Here is a 15,486-nt window from a genome sequence, read left to right as displayed (position 1 = left end):
ATGGAGAGAGATGCGATACCGCCATGGAATAGCGATGGGGTGATACCGCCGGTTAATATGCATGATCCGATATCTCACGACCGATCGCCGTATTCAATTTCTTTAACGGATATCATCCTTCGCTTTGGAATCACACCTCGTCGGCAGGCCATCCTGAAAGGGCTCCTGGAGTTCCGTTCTGCATTATATACAGTGGGTATTATCAAGGGTTTTCAGTGGATCGATGGGAGTTTCCTTGAGGATATTGAGAGGATAGAAGAGCGGGATCCAGAGGATATTGATCTGGTCACCTTCTTTCATATTCCTGATGGAGTGACCGAAGAGGGCATTATCGGTTCTGCACCCGGACTCTTCAACCATGAAAGCCTGAAAAGCAAATATCATGTTGATGCATATTTTGTCCGGTTGAACGCGGGTGCACCAGAAATACTGGTTGATTCGGCTGCATACTGGTATAGCCTCTGGTCTCACCGAAGGGATGGTCAATGGAAAGGTTTTTTACAGATTGATCTGTCCAATAATGATGATACGGTTGCTCAGAGAAATCTGGATGAGTTAATGGGTGGAGGAGATTCGGTATGACAACTATTCAGCAGTATGATTATTTACAGGCGGAGCTGTCCACTCTTAATAAAATGCTCACGATGCTTCCCGAATCCAGCTTAATCGAACGTATGAGCCTTGAAGCCCGAAGAAACAATGTAGAGAAAGCTCTTGCGTCACTGGAAGGTCCTGTTCGTCAGCCGGCCCGGTTCAGTCTGACGTTTCGTGGAGCTCCAATATTTGGCAATCACGGAGTTCAAGCTGATTTTGGAGGATTTGCTCTAAAAAAATTTGCTGATGCCGTCCGGGCAATTGGTACAAGTCAGACCGAAACTCTTGGATCACGCGGGGCACTTCCAAATCGTGAGGAATATAAACTGTTGATAACCGGGATTGCCAGAGGTTCATTTGGATTTGTTATTGAGGAACCATCAGAGAATTACAAGCTGACAAAGGAGTTTTCTCCCCTTGAATCAGCAATCCATACAACAATGAGTATCCTCAAAGCATCTGTTGAGACTGATGAAGAGTTAAATGAAGCTCTCTCTGAATCTGATCCGAGGGCAATCAAAGAGCTTCATGACTTTGTCAGGTACCTTGCTGATAACGAGGCAGTATGCACTCTGCAGTCCGGCAGGGATTCATTCAGCTTTTCTGATGTTGGTCAGATTCGCCAGAGTGAGAAGCGACTCAGTGAGGATAATATCCGTGAAGAAGATGTGACCTTCACAGGTGTTTTTCTTGGATATCTCCCGAATAAACGAATATTTGAATTCCGTAAGGGTGATTCTGACGAGGTCATTTCAGGAAGGGTTGATTCTTCAATTGAGGATGCCGGGAAGATCAATCGACAGCTGGATCAACGGGTGATCATTCATCTTCTGGAGAGGAGTGTTGGAATGAGTAAACACCATACATACACACTTACCGGATTTGAGTTTATGGATGGGGTGGAATAATGACGATGGACCGGGATTTTTTTGATTCGCTACAGACGACTCTTCTCAGTGCGAGGCTGTTTTACTTTGGATATCCCGCTTTTTAAAATTGCTACACACTGTGTAGCACATTGAGATGGAGCTATATTCGATTGATTAGGCGAAACGATGAGGTTGAAGCACGGTATGTGCTTGATATTAAATAATGGAATGAAGGATGCATAGTCTGCGATCAGCCGTCGGGAACCATCACGTATTGTTTCAGCAAAGCCAGAAAGAATGGTTGCGTGGGTGTGAGAATGTTTAGAGCAGGTGGGATATGTTCGAAGCTGAACTCCGAACATATGAGAGAGAGCTTCGAACATTTGGTTTCAAGCTCCGAACATTTGAGAGAGAGGTTCGAACATTTGGTTTTAAGCTCCGAACATTTGACAGGGAGCTTCGAACATTTGTCTTTGAACTCCGAACATTTCCATTCGGAAGTTTATGTGTGCGCACATACCTGCTCAGGTGATTTATGTTCGCGCACATAAATTCGCACATAAATCTGTATGAGGGGTGTGTCACATGAATAGAAGAGGCAGCAAAAAGACCCATATTAAATCATGAATGCTCATATCTCATCATAGGAAGTCGTTTGAAAATGCGTGACCCCGAACAGATTCCGGATATAACCGCAGATATGCGTTCATATAATCTGATCTCCGGCTGGCATACGGAGCAATCGGTTTTGGGGATGTGGTGTTCAGATGGCTGGCTGGGCGAAACAGGAGAAGTGACACCGGCGGTGGCACAATTGCGAGGGACACCTGATATGGTTTATTCGGTAATCGACCAACATACTCTGGTCGGAGGGGGAGCGGATGACTGAGCAGGGTGCTGTACCTTCTGGCTATAAGCGGACGGAGATCGGGGTGATACCGGAGGATTGGAAAATTCACCCTCTTGGGGATTTATTCTCTCTAAAAAATGGATTCGCATTTAGTAGTAAATACTTCTCATATTCAGGTCCTATTATCCTTACACCTGGTAATTTCAGGCTTGATGGCGGTTTATATTTTGAGGAGCGAAATACTAAGCGTTTTTCTGGAGTTTATAGTTCTGAAATGATTTTTCGTGTTGGTGATTTGTTGATTGTAATGACTGATTTAACTCCAGGGTGCAATCTTCTTGGTAAACCCGCTTTTATTCTATCAGAGGAAATAATTTTACATAATCAGCGTATTGGAAAAGTTATAATAAAAAATAAGGGCCTTGTTAAATCGTACCTATTTTATTTTTTACTCTCCCGACTTTATCTGGATGTTATTAAGGAGCGGGCAATAGGCACAACAGTACGGCACACATCGAACAAAAGTATTTATAGTGTTCTTATTCCAACTCCACCCCTCCCTGAACAACACGCCATCGCCGCCGCCCTCTCCGATGTCGATGGACTGATCGGGGCGCTGGATGCCCTCATCACCAAGAAGCGGGATATGAAGCAGGCCGCCATGCAGCAGCTTCTGACCGGGAGGACGAGGCTGCCGGGGTTTGAGGGGGAGTGGGTTACAGTAAAAGTTGGAGCTATAGGGACCTTTTCAAAGGGCAGGGGAATTAAAAGGGATGATGTGTCTGATAATGGCTTAGCTTGTATCAGATATGGGGAGTTGTATACGACATATAAAAATTACATTACTTCTCCTGTTTCAAGGATCTCACCTTCCGTTGCCTCAGATGCTTTGCCGATTAAAACCGGGGACTTACTTTTTGCTGGCTCTGGAGAGACTGCTGAAGACATTGGTCAATGTGCTGCTTATCTTGGAACTGAGCAAGCATATGCTGGTGGAGATATTATTGTTCTCAACCCGGAGGGTCAGAATTCAATATACCTTGGTCATCTCATGAATCATGAAAGTGTGACAATGCAAAAAGCACGCATGGCTCAAGGAGATGCTATAGTTCACATAAGTACACGAAGTCTATCTCAAATTGAGGTTGAGCTACCTTCAATAGATGAGCAATTAGCAATAAGTAAGCTTCTTCTTGACATGGACGCCGAGATCGCCGCCCTTGAACGCCGCCGGGATAAGTCCAAGGAGATTAAGCAGGGGATGATGCAGCAGCTCCTGACCGGGAAGGTGCGGCTGGTCGCCCCGGAAGAGATTGGTGACCATAATAACATGGTGCAAGCATGAGCAGTTTTGATAGTACAAAAGCTTCACTCAGCTCTATTTTGAGTGATATCTGTGCAGGGAAGATCCAGTTGCCGGATTTTCAGCGAGGATGGGTATGGGATGACGATCATATCCAGGATCTTTTAGTGAGTATCAGCCGCTCCTTCCCGGTGGGTGCGGTGATGTTTCTTGAGACCGGTGGAGAAGTGCGTTTTCAGACACGGCCTGTTGAAGGGCTTGAAAAGAAATTGAATGGAGGGGTGCAGCCGGAGAAGCTTATCCTTGATGGTCAGCAGCGCCTTACCACCCTGACGCAGGCACTCTCTCTCACAGAACCCGTCGATACCCGGACATCCAAGGATAAGAAGATTAAACGGCATTATTATTTCGACATCAAAAAAGCTGTGGATGCCCCCTATGATCTGGCTGACGCTATTATTGCAGTGGATGAGAAGAAGCAGCTCCGAACCAATTTCGGCCGTGATGTGATGCTGGATCTCTCCACACAGGAACTTGAGTGCAAACAGCTCTGTTTTCCCTGTGATCAGGTGATGAACTCCGATCAGTGGGAGTACACATTGCATAAAGTGGCACCGGAACATTTTGGCATCTATATGACGTTTCGCAATGAAATCCTCAACTCATTCAGAACGTATCAGTTGCCGGTAATTCAGCTGACAAAAGCAACCTCAAAAGAAGCTGTCTGTCTTGTTTTTGAAAAGGTGAACACCGGCGGTGTCAAACTGTCTGTGTTTGAACTCGTTACGGCAAGTTATGCGGCAGATGGCTACAATCTTCGTGATGACTGGTTTGGATCATCTATCCGCAATGTGGAATCCCGACAAAAACGGATTGCCGCAGATCCATTGCTGACAGAATTGGAAGCACCCGAGTTTTTACAGACTGTAACCCTCCTCCATACGCATGAGTTGAGATTGTCCGATATTGAGGCAGGAAAAATCGATAAACAGGTACGCCCGGTAAGTGCAAAACGGGTCGATGTATTAAAACTCCCTCTGAGCGCCTGGCAGAAATATGCTGATGCTGTAGAAAAGGGTTTTCAGCTCGCAGGGAGGTTTCTGCGAAAGGAGTTTTTCTACCACCGCCGTGAACTCCCCTATAGTACCCAGCTTGTGCCTCTGGCGGCAGTCATGGCTCAACTTGGTGATCGCTGGCTTGAGCCGCGGATCTATGATAAACTCTCCCGGTGGTTCTGGTGTGGTGTATTAGGCGAACTCTATGGCGGTGCGGTTGAAACCCGCATGGCAAATGATTACGAAGAGCTGCTGGCCTGGTTTGAAGATGATGCAGCAATACCACGCACAGTCCGCGATGCAACCTTCCATCCGGATCGGTTCAATACACTCCGCTCCCGTCTGAGTGCCGCATATAAAGGGCTTAATGTACTGTTCTTACGGCAGGGTGCGCAGGACTGGTTCTGGAAAGCCGGAATCAAAGAGCTGGATGCCGACGATATCAGACTTGACATTCATCACATCTTCCCGCAGGCATGGTGCCAGCAACAAGGAATTCCAAAGGAACAATACGATTGTATCCTAAACAAGACGCCGATATCCTTCAAGGCAAACCGCAAGATCGGTGGAGATCCGCCTTCAAGCTATCTTCAACGTATCCAGAATGAGAAACAGGTGCAACTCAGAGATGAGGATATGGACACATTGCTTGCCAGCCACGCACTTAACCCGACGCTCTTACGAAATGATGATTTTAAAGCTTTCCTCGAAGATCGTCGCGTCAGGTTAAGCAGACTCATAGAGGGGGTCACTGGCAAATCCGTGAGCCAGATTGCCGAGGGTGGCGAGTACGAATACAGGGATGATCTGGAAGTAACCATGGGGTGAATCTTGCTTTGATATCCGAGGACGCTTACAATATGTCCGGGATGGCAGGTCTGATGCTCTCGTTCCATGCGAATCCTTCGCACCTGCAAGCAGCTGGTTTGGGTGAGGATAGAACTACCCCAATCACTGTCCCAATCACTACCCCAAAAAGTACCCTGAAAAGTACCCAGAAAAGTACCCAATTAAAATTGCTCTCCGTAACACTGGATAAGCCCGATATACCAGATCAAGACCTGGCAGATGCACACCCATGACCGAGACAGAATCCATCGAGTACAAACAGTCCTGGCGGGACGAATACCTCAAATGGATCTGCGGATTTGCCAATGCTCAGGGCGGCAGGCTCTATATCGGCATGGATGATGCCGGTCTCTGGGTGGAGTTTCCATACAGAATGGAGGATAGATCGGGGGGTACTAGGGAAGAAAACAGGAAAGAAACTAGGGAAGAAACCAGGGTGATAGCGAGGGAAGAAACCGGAGAGCAGATCATCACTCTGATAAAGGCGGATTCGTCTATCACCATGAAAGAAATGGCAAAGAGGCTTGGAATCAGTCAAAAAGGTATCGAGTGGTAGATTCAGCAGCTGAAGAAGACGGTGGGGTTACAACGCATCGGTCCAGACAGAGGCGGCCACTGGGAGATCATAGAAGGGAATGACGATCAGGTCGAATAGACGGCCGGATGCGGATTCCAGAAGAGATACCACCTTCCGGTCTCTCCTCTCCATTGGGAATCATTTATAAACTCCTGGGGTGATGAAGATCTACGGGGATTTAAAAGGATGCTCAATTCCGTGGAACTGAAGAACTTCGGCCCGATCACCCATCTAAACTGGCAGGATATCGGTTCAATAAACCTTATAATCGGTGGGAACGGGAGTGGCAAGACCTTCCTCCTCAAGGCATTGTACTCAGCCGTAAAGACGATGGAAGAGTATCGGCGTGGGGATGACCAGCGATTGGCATCTGAGATCCTTGCTGAGAAGCTCTACTGGACCTTTCAGGCAGAAAAAATAGGTGATCTCGTCACCAAAGGGGTGTCTGATCCACTCTCCTGCTCAATCACCCTCAACCAGGAGATCTTCAGGTACTGCTTTGGAAAGGATGCGACGAAGAAGTTCCAGAAGATCTCCGAGATACGAGAATCACGAACGAGCAATTCGATCTTCCTTCCTGCCAAAGAGGTCCTCTCCATCCATCATATTATCCTCAAATCACGTGAGCAGGATCAGGTCTTCGGATTTGATGATACATACCTTGACCTTGCCCGTGCACTCAGCAGATCAACCCGATCCGGCAGAAATTACCCGGAGTTTGCAACATCCAGAAAGAGCCTCAAAGATCTCATCGGAGGAAGGCTTGAGTATGACGAAAACGACGCCAGATGGGTCTTTCAAAAGGGGAAACAGAAATTCTTAATCGGTGTTACATCAGAAGGAGTCAAGAAGATCGCCATCCTCGATACACTCCTTGGCAACCGGTACCTGGATACGGAATCGATCATCTTCATCGATGAACCTGAGGCTGCCCTTCACCCGGTTGCAGTCTCAGAATTCCTTGAGATCATCTCGATCCTTGCCAGCAGAGGAATTCAGTTATTCCTTGCCAGCCATTCATACTTTGTTCTGAAGAAACTCGCCCTGATAGCCCAGAGGAATGAGGTTCCAATACGGATCATCGCCGAAGAAGACGGTGAGTGGCAGTCTGCGAATCTGATAGATGGTCTGCCTGAGAATAAAATCATAGATGAATCAATCCGGCTTTATGAAGAAGAGGTGAAGCTCGCATTCCGCTAAATTCAGTTTTCATTGAGGAATCAGGGATGCAGTTTGGACCCTTTCCTGAGGAACATTGTTTCTGTATCGATCGAAGCAGTCTCTACCAAAGAATACAGAAAGAGGTGAAGATGGCAGATTTCCTGCTTCTCAAGGAGAGGAGGGATTTTGCACCTGTTGTTTGGGTTGTTGAGGCAAAATCAAGCAATCCACATACTGAGGCAAATCTATCCGGTCTCAATAACTATATCTCAGAAATCGGAGAGAAGCTTGAGAATGCGGTGAATCTCTGGCTTGCATTAGGATTGGGACGTCATGGTTTGGCAAAGAATGAACTGCCCGCACCTCTTCGGGATCCCGATCTCTCTGCCATCGGGTTCCGACTGGTTCTTGTCATCAGGGACTGCGAGAATGCAGATCTCCCACAGCTTCAGGATGCTCTGCTTCAGAGACTTCGACGAACTATCCGTCTCTGGGCGATGGGAGCCAATGTGGTTGTTGTAATGAATGAAAAGATGGCTAGAAAGCATGGGTTGATCAGGCTATCATGATCCCAATCCGCATCTTCATAAGCAGCGTGCAGGAGGAGTTTGCCGAAGAGCGGGCCGCCCTCCGTGACTATCTTCGGGGGGATGCCCTGATGCGGCGGTTCTTTGAGGTCTTCCTCTTTGAAGATCTGCCCGCAGCTGACCGCCGCCCCGATACCACCTACCTGGAAGAGGTGGGGCGGTCTGACTTATATGTCGGCCTCTTTGGTGAAGAGTATGGCAATGAAGATGCAGAAGGGATCTCAGCCACAGAGCATGAGTTTGATTTTGCATCATCAGAAGGGAAATACCGTCTGATCTATCTGAAGGGAGCCAGCGATGCAGTTCGCCATCCAAAGATGCAGGCTCTCATCGGCAAGGCGCAGGCGGGACTTATCCGAAAGCGGTTCAATACATCTGCGGAGCTGGTTGCCGGTCTTTATGCGGCACTTGTCGAATATCTGGAAGAGAAACAGCTGATCCGCTTCTGTCCCTTCGATGCTGCTCCCTGCAAAAAAGCCACACCCGATGATCTTGACCACGAACGGATCGCATGGTTCCTGAGAACTGCGAGGCGTGCCCGACAGTTCCCACTTCCAGAAGATGCCTCTCATCTGGAAGTTCTTGAACACCTGAAACTGATCGACAATGGGTATCTGACAAACGCATCTATTCTCCTCTTTGCCAGAAAGCCGCAGGACTTTCTCCTTACTTCTGAAGTGAAATGCGCCCACTTCCATGGAACCGAGGTCGCAAAACCGATCCCTTCCTACCAGGTGTACAAAGGTACAGTCTTTGAACTCGTTGATCAGGCGGTTGACTTCGTCTTAAGCAAGATCAATCTCTGGGTTGGCACCCGTGCAGAAGGTCCGCAGGCCCCGGTCCGCTATGAGATCCCAAAAGAGGTGGTCACAGAGGCGATCGTAAATGCAGTTGCCCACCGGGACTATACGAGCAACGGGAGTGTGCAGGTGATGCTCTTTGCTGACCGGCTGGAAGTCTGGAATCCCGGAAGACTCCCGCCAACCCTGACGCTTGAGAGGCTGCGGGTTGCTCATGGGTCGGTGCCGGGCAACCCGCTCCTCGCCGAACCGATGTACCTGACCCGGTATATCGAACGGATGGGAACAGGGACGCGGGACATGATCAGGCGGTGCGTGGATGCCGGACTACCAGAGCCTGAATTTGAGGTCACTGACGGATTCATGATCACGATAAGGCGTAGTAAAAGCGATGGAATCACTCCATCGAAGAAGGCAGATCAAGTCACGGACCAAGTCACGGACCAAGTCACGGACCAAGTCAGAAAGATACTGTCACTCTGTGAAGAGGAGATATCCCGGCAGGATCTTCAGAAACGTCTGAAACTGAAAGGGATCGTTAATTTCCGAAGATTGTATCTCAAACCCGCAACTGATGCCGGCCTCGTAGAGATGACAATCCCGGAGAAACCCAGAAGCCGATTGCAGAAATACCGCCTGACGAAGAAGGGCCGGGATCTGCTGGCTGCAATAAAGAATGAGGAATGAATGGATGACGGGCGTCGGCGAACGTGAGATACGGGCACAGGGACGGGTGATCGGCTTCTTTCGGGATACACTCGGCTACACCTGCCTCGGTAACTGGCATGACAAAGAGAGAAACGGCAGTATCGAGGAGACCCTGCTCCGGAACCGGCTCTCCCGGCAGGGGCATGAGGATCGGATCATCGAAAAAGTCCTCTATGAACTCGGGAGAGCTGCGACTGTCGGGGGTGTTCGTTCCCTCTATGATGCAAACCGGGAATTCTACAGCCTTCTCAGGTACGGCGTGAAGGTACGTCCTGCAATCGGGGAGCCGCATATCACCGTCTGGCCGATTGACTGGCAGAACCCTGGGAGGAACGACTTTGCCATCGCAGAAGAGGTCACCATATTCGGGGAGAATACCAAGCGGCCGGATATCGTCCTTTATGTCAATGGCATCGCCCTTGCAGTACTGGAACTGAAACGCTCCACCGTCTCGGTGACGGAAGGTATCCGGCAGAGCCTTGACAACCAGAAGAAGGTCTTCATCCGGCCGTTTTTTGCAACCATTCAGCTGGTGATGGCAGGCAATGAGACCGAAGGGGTCCGGTATGGCACCATCGAAACCCCGGAGAAGTACTATCTTCGGTGGAAAGAGGCCGATGCACACCCGGATGCAGCCGACAATCCTCTCCTCCGGGAACTTGGCCAGCTCTGCAGGAAGGAGCGCCTCCTTGAGCTGATCCATGATTTTATCGTCTTTGATGCCGGGACCAAAAAGACCTGCCGCCACAACCAGTACTTCGGGGTAAAAGCCGCACAGGAGCGGGTAAGGCAGCGTGAAGGCGGGATCATCTGGCATACCCAGGGGAGCGGGAAGAGCCTGACGATGGTCTGGCTTGCCAAATGGATCAGGGAGCATATCAAAGGTTCCCGGGTTCTCCTGGTCACTGACCGGATTGAACTGGATGAGCAGATCGAGAAGGTCTTCACCGGGGTCAGCGAGGCGATCTATCGGGCAAAGAGCGGATCAGATCTCGTCAACGTCCTCAATACAAACGAAGAATGGCTGATCTGCTCCCTGATTCATAAGTTCGGACGGGGTGAGGAACTCACAGAACAGGATGTCGATCAGTACATCAGGGATATCCATGCACATCTCCCCAAAAATTTCCGTGCCAAAGGCGAGATCTTCGTCTTCATCGATGAGTGCCACCGGACACAGTCGGGTCTGCTCCATGAGGCGGTGAAGGCCCTCCTCCCGGATACGATGATGATCGGGTTCACCGGCACGCCCCTTTTAAAGAAGGACAAGAAGAAGAGCATTGAGATCTTCGGGCCCTATATTCATACCTACAAGTATGATGAGGCGGTCCATGATGGCGTGGTCCTCGATCTCCGGTATGAGGCACGGGATATCGACCAGAACATCACCTCCCAGGTAAAGATCGACCAGTGGTTCGAGGCAAAAACAGCAGGTCTCACCGATTTCGCACAGGCAGAACTTAAAAAACGCTGGGGCACGATGAAGAAGGTCCTCAGCTCACAGGATCGGCTCCAAAAGATCGTCGCTGACATTCTCCTCGATATGGAGATGAGGGACCGGCTGAGAAGCGGCCATGGAAACGCGATGCTTGTTTCGGGGAGCATCTATTCTGCCTGCCGGTTCTTTGAGATGTTTCAGAAGACCGATCTCAAAGGGAGATCTGCGATCATCACCTCATACAAGCCCTCACCTGCGGATATCAAGGGCGAGGAGACAGGGGAAGGGCTGACCGAGAAGCTGCGGCAGTATGATATCTATCGAACGATGCTCGCCGAATACTTCGATGAGCCAGAAGATACGGCGATGTATAAAGCCGAGATCTTTGAGAAAGAGGTGAAGAGGCGGTTCATCGATGAGCCGGGGCAGATGAAGCTCTTAATTGTCGTTGATAAACTGCTGACCGGCTTTGACGCACCGCCTGCAACCTACCTCTATATCGACAAGCAGATGCGGGATCATGGCCTCTTCCAGGCGATCTGCCGGGTGAACCGGCTGGATGGGGACGATAAGGAGTACGGCCATATCATCGACTATAAAGATCTCTTCAGGTCTCTTGAACGCTCGATCAAAGACTATACCGGAGGGGCCTTCGAGGATTTCGATGAAAATGATGTCAGGGGTCTCCTGAAAGACCGGCTTCTGAAAGGGCGTGAACGCCTGGAAGAGATTCGTGAGGCGATCAAGGCACTCTGCGAACCAGTTGAGCCGCCCCGTGCGAGCCGGGACTATATCCGGTACTTCTGTGGTTCAAGCGATGATCCCCTTGCCCTGAAACGAACCGAGCCCCTCCGTGTCGATCTCTATAAGCGGGCCGGAACATTTCTCCGGAGATATGCCGACATCGCAGGAGAGATGCGTGAGGCCGGCTATACCGATCAGGAGGCACGGGTGATCAGGGGTGAGGTCGCCCACTTCGAGAAGCTCCGTGAGGAGATCATGCGGGCAAGTGGCGACTATATCGATCTGAAACGCTATGAACCGATGATGCGCCATCTCCTTGATACCTATATCCGGGCAGAGGAGAGTGAGGTCATCTCGGCATTCGATGATCTGACGCTCGTCCAGTTGATCAATATCCGTGGAGAAGCGGCGATCGAGGCGCTTCCGGAAGATATCAGGAGGGATCATGAGGCGGTCGCAGAGACGATCGAGAACAATGTCCGGAAGATCATCCTCGATGAGATGCCGGTCAATCCGAAGTACTATGAGAAGATGTCCGAGCTCCTGGACTCTCTGATCCATGAACGGAAGCAGCATGCACTGGATTACCGGGCATACCTGGGAAAGATCGTCGAGCTGGCACGGAATGTGAGCCAGCCTGAAAAAGAGGTATCCTACCCTTCCGCACTCACCACCCCGGCACTCCGGTCACTCTATGATAACCTTGTAACAGGTGAGAACCAGGCGTTGGCCGAGCTTGCTCCGTATGGTGATCGGAGGGCTGAAAACCCGCGTGCAGAGATGGCAATCGCCCTTGATACCGCCATCAGGGAGACGAAAAAGGCGGGATGGCGGGGGAACAAATTCAAGGAACGGGAAGTGCTGGGTGCCATCCGACAGGTCCTTGGCGATCATGAACCGCTGATCGGGCGAATCTTTGAGATAGTGAAGAATCAGCGTGACTACTGAGAAGCATCGGATTGAGGTCTCAGGCATTACCGTTGAGATCACCAGGAAGAAGATTAAGAACCTTCACCTCGGGGTCTATCCACCTGAAGGTCGCGTACGGGTCTCCGCCCCGCTCTTCCTTGATGACGACGCGATACGGCTTGCCATTATCTCCCGGCTGAAATGGATCAGAAAACAGCAGAAGAAGTTTCTCGACCAGGATCGCCAGTCCCAACGGGAGATGATCACAGGCGAGACCCATTTCTTCCAGGGGAGGCGGTACCGGCTGGATCTCATTGAAGCAGATCTCCCTCCCCGGGTATGCCTGCGGGGAACGACCACAATGGAGTTGAGGGTCCGCCCCGGAACCGGCCGTGAGAAGCGGGAGGAGATCCTCTATGCCTGGTACCGGAAGCAGCTCAAAGAGCAGATACCTCCACTCATCGCCAAATGGGAAGAGAACACCGGTCTCCGTGTGTCAGAGTGGGGTGTCAGGAGGATGAAGACCCGCTGGGGAACCTGCAATACTGATGCCCGCCGAATCTGGATAAACCTGGAGCTGGTGAAGCGCTATCCCCTCTGCCTTGAGTATATCATCCTCCATGAGATGGTCCATCTCATCGAACGGCGGCATAATGAACGGTTCAGGGAATTGATGGACGGCTTCATGCCGGGATGGCGCCGGTACAAGGAAGGGCTGAAGGAGATTCCACTGACAGAGGAGTACTGGGAGGAATGATTCCTGTCAATGGCCGATAGTATTTCTATTGCCTCCTGTAATTATCACGCTGGTTTTTTCACGATGCGCCCCACAACCCGGTTATCTGCCCTTTCTGCGCATATTTCTGGATCTCTGGCGGACTTCATATTATTTGCCGCTACCGGATTGTAGATTCGCATCAGGTTCTTGTCACTGTCGGACATTGGAATCATCTCTTATTCATCTGGACCGAGTTCTGCTCTCTAATTTTATGTAATATTGTACCCCCGGCTGCATACCGCTCTGTCTGGGCGAGGACATTCTGCGGCCCGAGCGTCAGCCGCTTCGCCTCGACGATGCCGAGGATCTCGCCATCGAGAGCGAGGGCGTAGTCGGCAGGACCGTTTTTCGTCGGATACTCTTCAATGGCAGACCGGGTGTACTGGTCGAGGGGTATCCCCTCCCTGTATGGCACCACATCCCACCCGGCAGCATGTAAGAGGGGATCGATCAGCTGCTTGCGGGTCTGGTGTTCGGTGAGATCCATGGGGTGTGTCCTCCGGGGGAGCGGTTGTGAAAACAGTTTGATTTATTGGCTTTATGTTAATTAGGAATGGCTGGTGTGATAAAGATCGTGAAAATGGGTTGGGAGGAGGAAGGAGTGGTTAATCACAGATACCTGAGTGGATTACTCGAAAGCAACAAAAGGATTCTTTAAAAGCAATCTCAATTTCATCGATTCCCCCTCGTTCAATTCGCCTTTTCAATTCTTTGAATTAACAGAGAGCTCAATAGTTTAGCAGGACTATAACCCCTCAAAGATACCAATTTTTGACGGGTTATAACCCATCGAAAACATATCTTTATGCAGGGATATAACCAATCAAAATATCATGCCTTCCCCCCCTCCACACTCCGACTCCTCCGGGAACCCCGGCTCTCATAGATCTCCGGGCTCCCCTCCACCCTTGGGCATTCCTCCGCTCCTCGATATCCTTGTCGCTCAAAATCCGTGGTGGAGCGGGCGGGACTTCTCAGCTCTGGCGGGTATCTGCCGTGAACGCTACTTCAAAAAGATTCGGGCCTATCACGACTCCGGGGAGATCGTGGTCCTGAACGGGGTGCGGCGCTCAGGCAAGACCACCCTCCTCATGCAGATGGTTCAGGACATGATCAATGAAAGGGGTGTAGATCCACGTTCGATCCTCTTTGTCAATTGTGATGAGCCTGCGATCACACAGCTTGAGAATCCGCTTGATCAGGTACTCGATACCTATAGGAGAGAGGTATACAGCAGAGAGGGTGCGACCCTCGTCTTTGATGAGATTCAGACAATCCCCGGATGGGAGCGGTGGATCAAGGCTGTCTATGATCGGAAACAGTTCAGGCTGGCTATATCGGGCTCCTCCTCCTATCTCCTCGACTCACAGGTCTCACAGCTGATCAGTGGCAGATACCTCTCTCTCCAGGTCTATCCACTTGATTTCTCAGAGTATCTCCTCTTTCACGGAATTGACGGGATAGCCGATCCTGTCCTGCTCGCCAGTAAAAAATATGAGATTTTGGAGCTTTTCCATAGATATCTCTATGAAGGTGGTTTTCCGCAGACAGCCCTTCGGAAGAACGATTCGGTCAGGGAGGATCAGCTCAGGGCGTACTATGACAGTATCGTCTACCGTGATATCATCCGGGAGAATGATGTGAGAAACCAGCGGGCATTGGGTGATCTTCTGGCGTACCTGATGACGAATTTCACATCACCATACTCGTACCGAAAACTGGTTGATCTCCTCGGTGTTGATCCGGAGACGATCAAGGAATATATACGATATGCAGAGATGGCACAGATCCTCTTTGAGGTTCAGTACTTCAGCTACTCGCTGAATGTGCAGGCACGAAACAACAAGAAAATCTATTGTATCGATAACGGACTCAGAAACGCAGTCTCTTTCTCATTTTCGAAAGATGCCGGGCGATGTGCCGAGAATCTCGTCTATATAGAATTGCGGAGGCGTGGGTATACACCCTATTACTGGAATAGGACTTACGCATAACCCTCCGAAAAAAATTTAGAGCGCATACTTTGGATCCTTTAGGTAGTCGGCGATAGCATTAGACTGGATCTCCCATTTTGCCTGATAGATTGTGATGTCTTGCTGTTGATTTACAGCCTCTAACCGGATATATGCCCGAATCGAGCAATTAATGTGATTTTTCTGCCCAGCTGCCTTTCGAACTTTACAATCTTCTACGCAACATAGCTCTTTCAGAGCACGATGGTAGTTTTCAATAGACCAGCATATCGCCTGGAGGTTTTTCCTGTC

At 50.0% G+C, this 15,486-nt stretch carries 12 protein-coding genes and 1 pseudogene; 11 read left to right on the top strand and 2 right to left on the bottom strand.

Features of this window, described 5'->3' with window-relative positions:
* The 10 genes from J2T58_RS08500 to J2T58_RS08455 all read left to right on the top strand — a co-directional run bounded on the left by J2T58_RS08500 (position 1) and on the right by J2T58_RS08455 (position 13,201).
* Positions 1 to 582, top strand: coding sequence for a DUF6932 family protein (locus J2T58_RS08500; protein ID WP_253488827.1), 582 nt, complete (start codon positions 1 to 3; stop codon positions 580 to 582).
* Complete coding sequence (locus J2T58_RS08495) at positions 579 to 1,502, top strand: hypothetical protein (RefSeq protein WP_253488825.1); 924 nt, start codon at positions 579 to 581, stop codon at positions 1,500 to 1,502. Before J2T58_RS08500 ends, J2T58_RS08495 begins: the two co-directional genes overlap by 4 nt.
* An 842-nt stretch (positions 1,503 to 2,344) precedes the next feature.
* Positions 2,345 to 3,658: a restriction endonuclease subunit S gene (locus J2T58_RS08490; protein ID WP_253488822.1), complete on the top strand. Its 1,314-nt coding sequence runs from the start codon at positions 2,345 to 2,347 to the stop codon at positions 3,656 to 3,658.
* Positions 3,655 to 5,499: a GmrSD restriction endonuclease domain-containing protein gene (locus J2T58_RS08485; RefSeq protein ID WP_253488819.1), complete on the top strand. Its 1,845-nt coding sequence runs from the start codon at positions 3,655 to 3,657 to the stop codon at positions 5,497 to 5,499. The genes J2T58_RS08490 and J2T58_RS08485 overlap by 4 nt, the downstream gene beginning before the upstream one ends.
* Positions 5,500 to 5,749: 250 nt before the next feature.
* On the top strand, positions 5,750 to 6,076 hold the full coding sequence (locus J2T58_RS08480; protein ID WP_253488817.1) for an RNA-binding domain-containing protein: 327 nt from the start codon (positions 5,750 to 5,752) through the stop codon (positions 6,074 to 6,076).
* A gap of 207 nt (positions 6,077 to 6,283) precedes the next feature.
* Entirely contained in the window at positions 6,284 to 7,297 is a 1,014-nt protein-coding gene (locus J2T58_RS08475; protein WP_253488815.1) for an ATP-binding protein, read from the top strand.
* 26 nt (positions 7,298 to 7,323) lie between these two features.
* On the top strand, positions 7,324 to 7,827 hold the full coding sequence (locus J2T58_RS08470) for a hypothetical protein (RefSeq protein ID WP_253488813.1): 504 nt from the start codon (positions 7,324 to 7,326) through the stop codon (positions 7,825 to 7,827).
* Complete coding sequence (locus J2T58_RS08465; protein WP_253488811.1) at positions 7,824 to 9,332, top strand: DUF4062 domain-containing protein; 1,509 nt, start codon at positions 7,824 to 7,826, stop codon at positions 9,330 to 9,332. The genes J2T58_RS08470 and J2T58_RS08465 overlap by 4 nt, the downstream gene beginning before the upstream one ends.
* 4 nt (positions 9,333 to 9,336) lie before the next feature.
* Positions 9,337 to 12,483 carry a type I restriction endonuclease subunit R gene (locus J2T58_RS08460; RefSeq protein WP_253488809.1) on the top strand — a complete coding sequence of 1,049 codons (3,147 nt, stop codon included), beginning with the start codon at positions 9,337 to 9,339 and terminating at the stop codon, positions 12,481 to 12,483.
* Entirely contained in the window at positions 12,473 to 13,201 is a 729-nt protein-coding gene (locus J2T58_RS08455; protein WP_253488807.1) for a M48 family metallopeptidase, read from the top strand. The genes J2T58_RS08460 and J2T58_RS08455 overlap by 11 nt, the downstream gene beginning before the upstream one ends.
* Before the next feature lie 190 nt (positions 13,202 to 13,391).
* Here J2T58_RS08455 and J2T58_RS08450 read toward each other — a convergent pair whose 3' ends face one another.
* Positions 13,392 to 13,709: a hypothetical protein gene (locus tag J2T58_RS08450; protein WP_253488805.1), complete on the bottom strand. Its 318-nt coding sequence runs from the start codon at positions 13,707 to 13,709 to the stop codon at positions 13,392 to 13,394.
* Positions 13,710 to 14,130: 421 nt separating this feature from the next.
* On the opposite strand from J2T58_RS08450, the gene J2T58_RS08445 reads away from it, so the two are divergent.
* Positions 14,131 to 15,216 (top strand): ATP-binding protein, encoded by a 1,086-nt coding sequence (locus tag J2T58_RS08445; protein WP_253488802.1) that lies wholly within the window; start codon positions 14,131 to 14,133, stop codon positions 15,214 to 15,216.
* A 15-nt stretch (positions 15,217 to 15,231) separates the two neighbouring features.
* On the opposite strand, the pseudogene J2T58_RS11310 reads toward J2T58_RS08445, so the two are convergent.
* Positions 15,232 to 15,486 (bottom strand): annotated as a pseudogene (locus J2T58_RS11310) (IS701 family transposase); the annotation flags it as partial.

The sequence above is a fragment of the Methanocalculus alkaliphilus genome (assembly GCF_024170505.1).
GTDB classification, from domain to species: Archaea; Halobacteriota; Methanomicrobia; order Methanomicrobiales; family Methanocorpusculaceae; genus Methanocalculus; species Methanocalculus alkaliphilus.
The sequence above is the reverse complement of the archived record's forward strand: the minus strand, read 5'-3'. Positions and strand labels throughout refer to the sequence as shown.

Excerpts from the sequence above, each read along its gene's own strand:
- J2T58_RS08475 (WP_253488815.1), top strand. The coding sequence starts at position 6,284 with ATGCTCAATTCCGTGGAACTGAAGAACTTCGGCCCGATCACCCATCTA.
- J2T58_RS08450 (WP_253488805.1), bottom strand. The coding sequence starts at position 13,709 with ATGGATCTCACCGAACACCAGACCCGCAAGCAGCTGATCGATCCCCTC.
- J2T58_RS08500 (WP_253488827.1), top strand. The coding sequence starts at position 1 with ATGGAGAGAGATGCGATACCGCCATGGAATAGCGATGGGGTGATACCG.
- J2T58_RS08470 (WP_253488813.1), top strand. The coding sequence starts at position 7,324 with ATGCAGTTTGGACCCTTTCCTGAGGAACATTGTTTCTGTATCGATCGA.
- J2T58_RS08465 (WP_253488811.1), top strand. The coding sequence starts at position 7,824 with ATGATCCCAATCCGCATCTTCATAAGCAGCGTGCAGGAGGAGTTTGCC.
- J2T58_RS08485 (WP_253488819.1), top strand. The coding sequence starts at position 3,655 with ATGAGCAGTTTTGATAGTACAAAAGCTTCACTCAGCTCTATTTTGAGT.
- J2T58_RS08480 (WP_253488817.1), top strand. The coding sequence starts at position 5,750 with ATGACCGAGACAGAATCCATCGAGTACAAACAGTCCTGGCGGGACGAA.
- J2T58_RS08460 (WP_253488809.1), top strand. The coding sequence starts at position 9,337 with ATGACGGGCGTCGGCGAACGTGAGATACGGGCACAGGGACGGGTGATC.
- J2T58_RS08490 (WP_253488822.1), top strand. The coding sequence starts at position 2,345 with ATGACTGAGCAGGGTGCTGTACCTTCTGGCTATAAGCGGACGGAGATC.
- J2T58_RS08495 (WP_253488825.1), top strand. The coding sequence starts at position 579 with ATGACAACTATTCAGCAGTATGATTATTTACAGGCGGAGCTGTCCACT.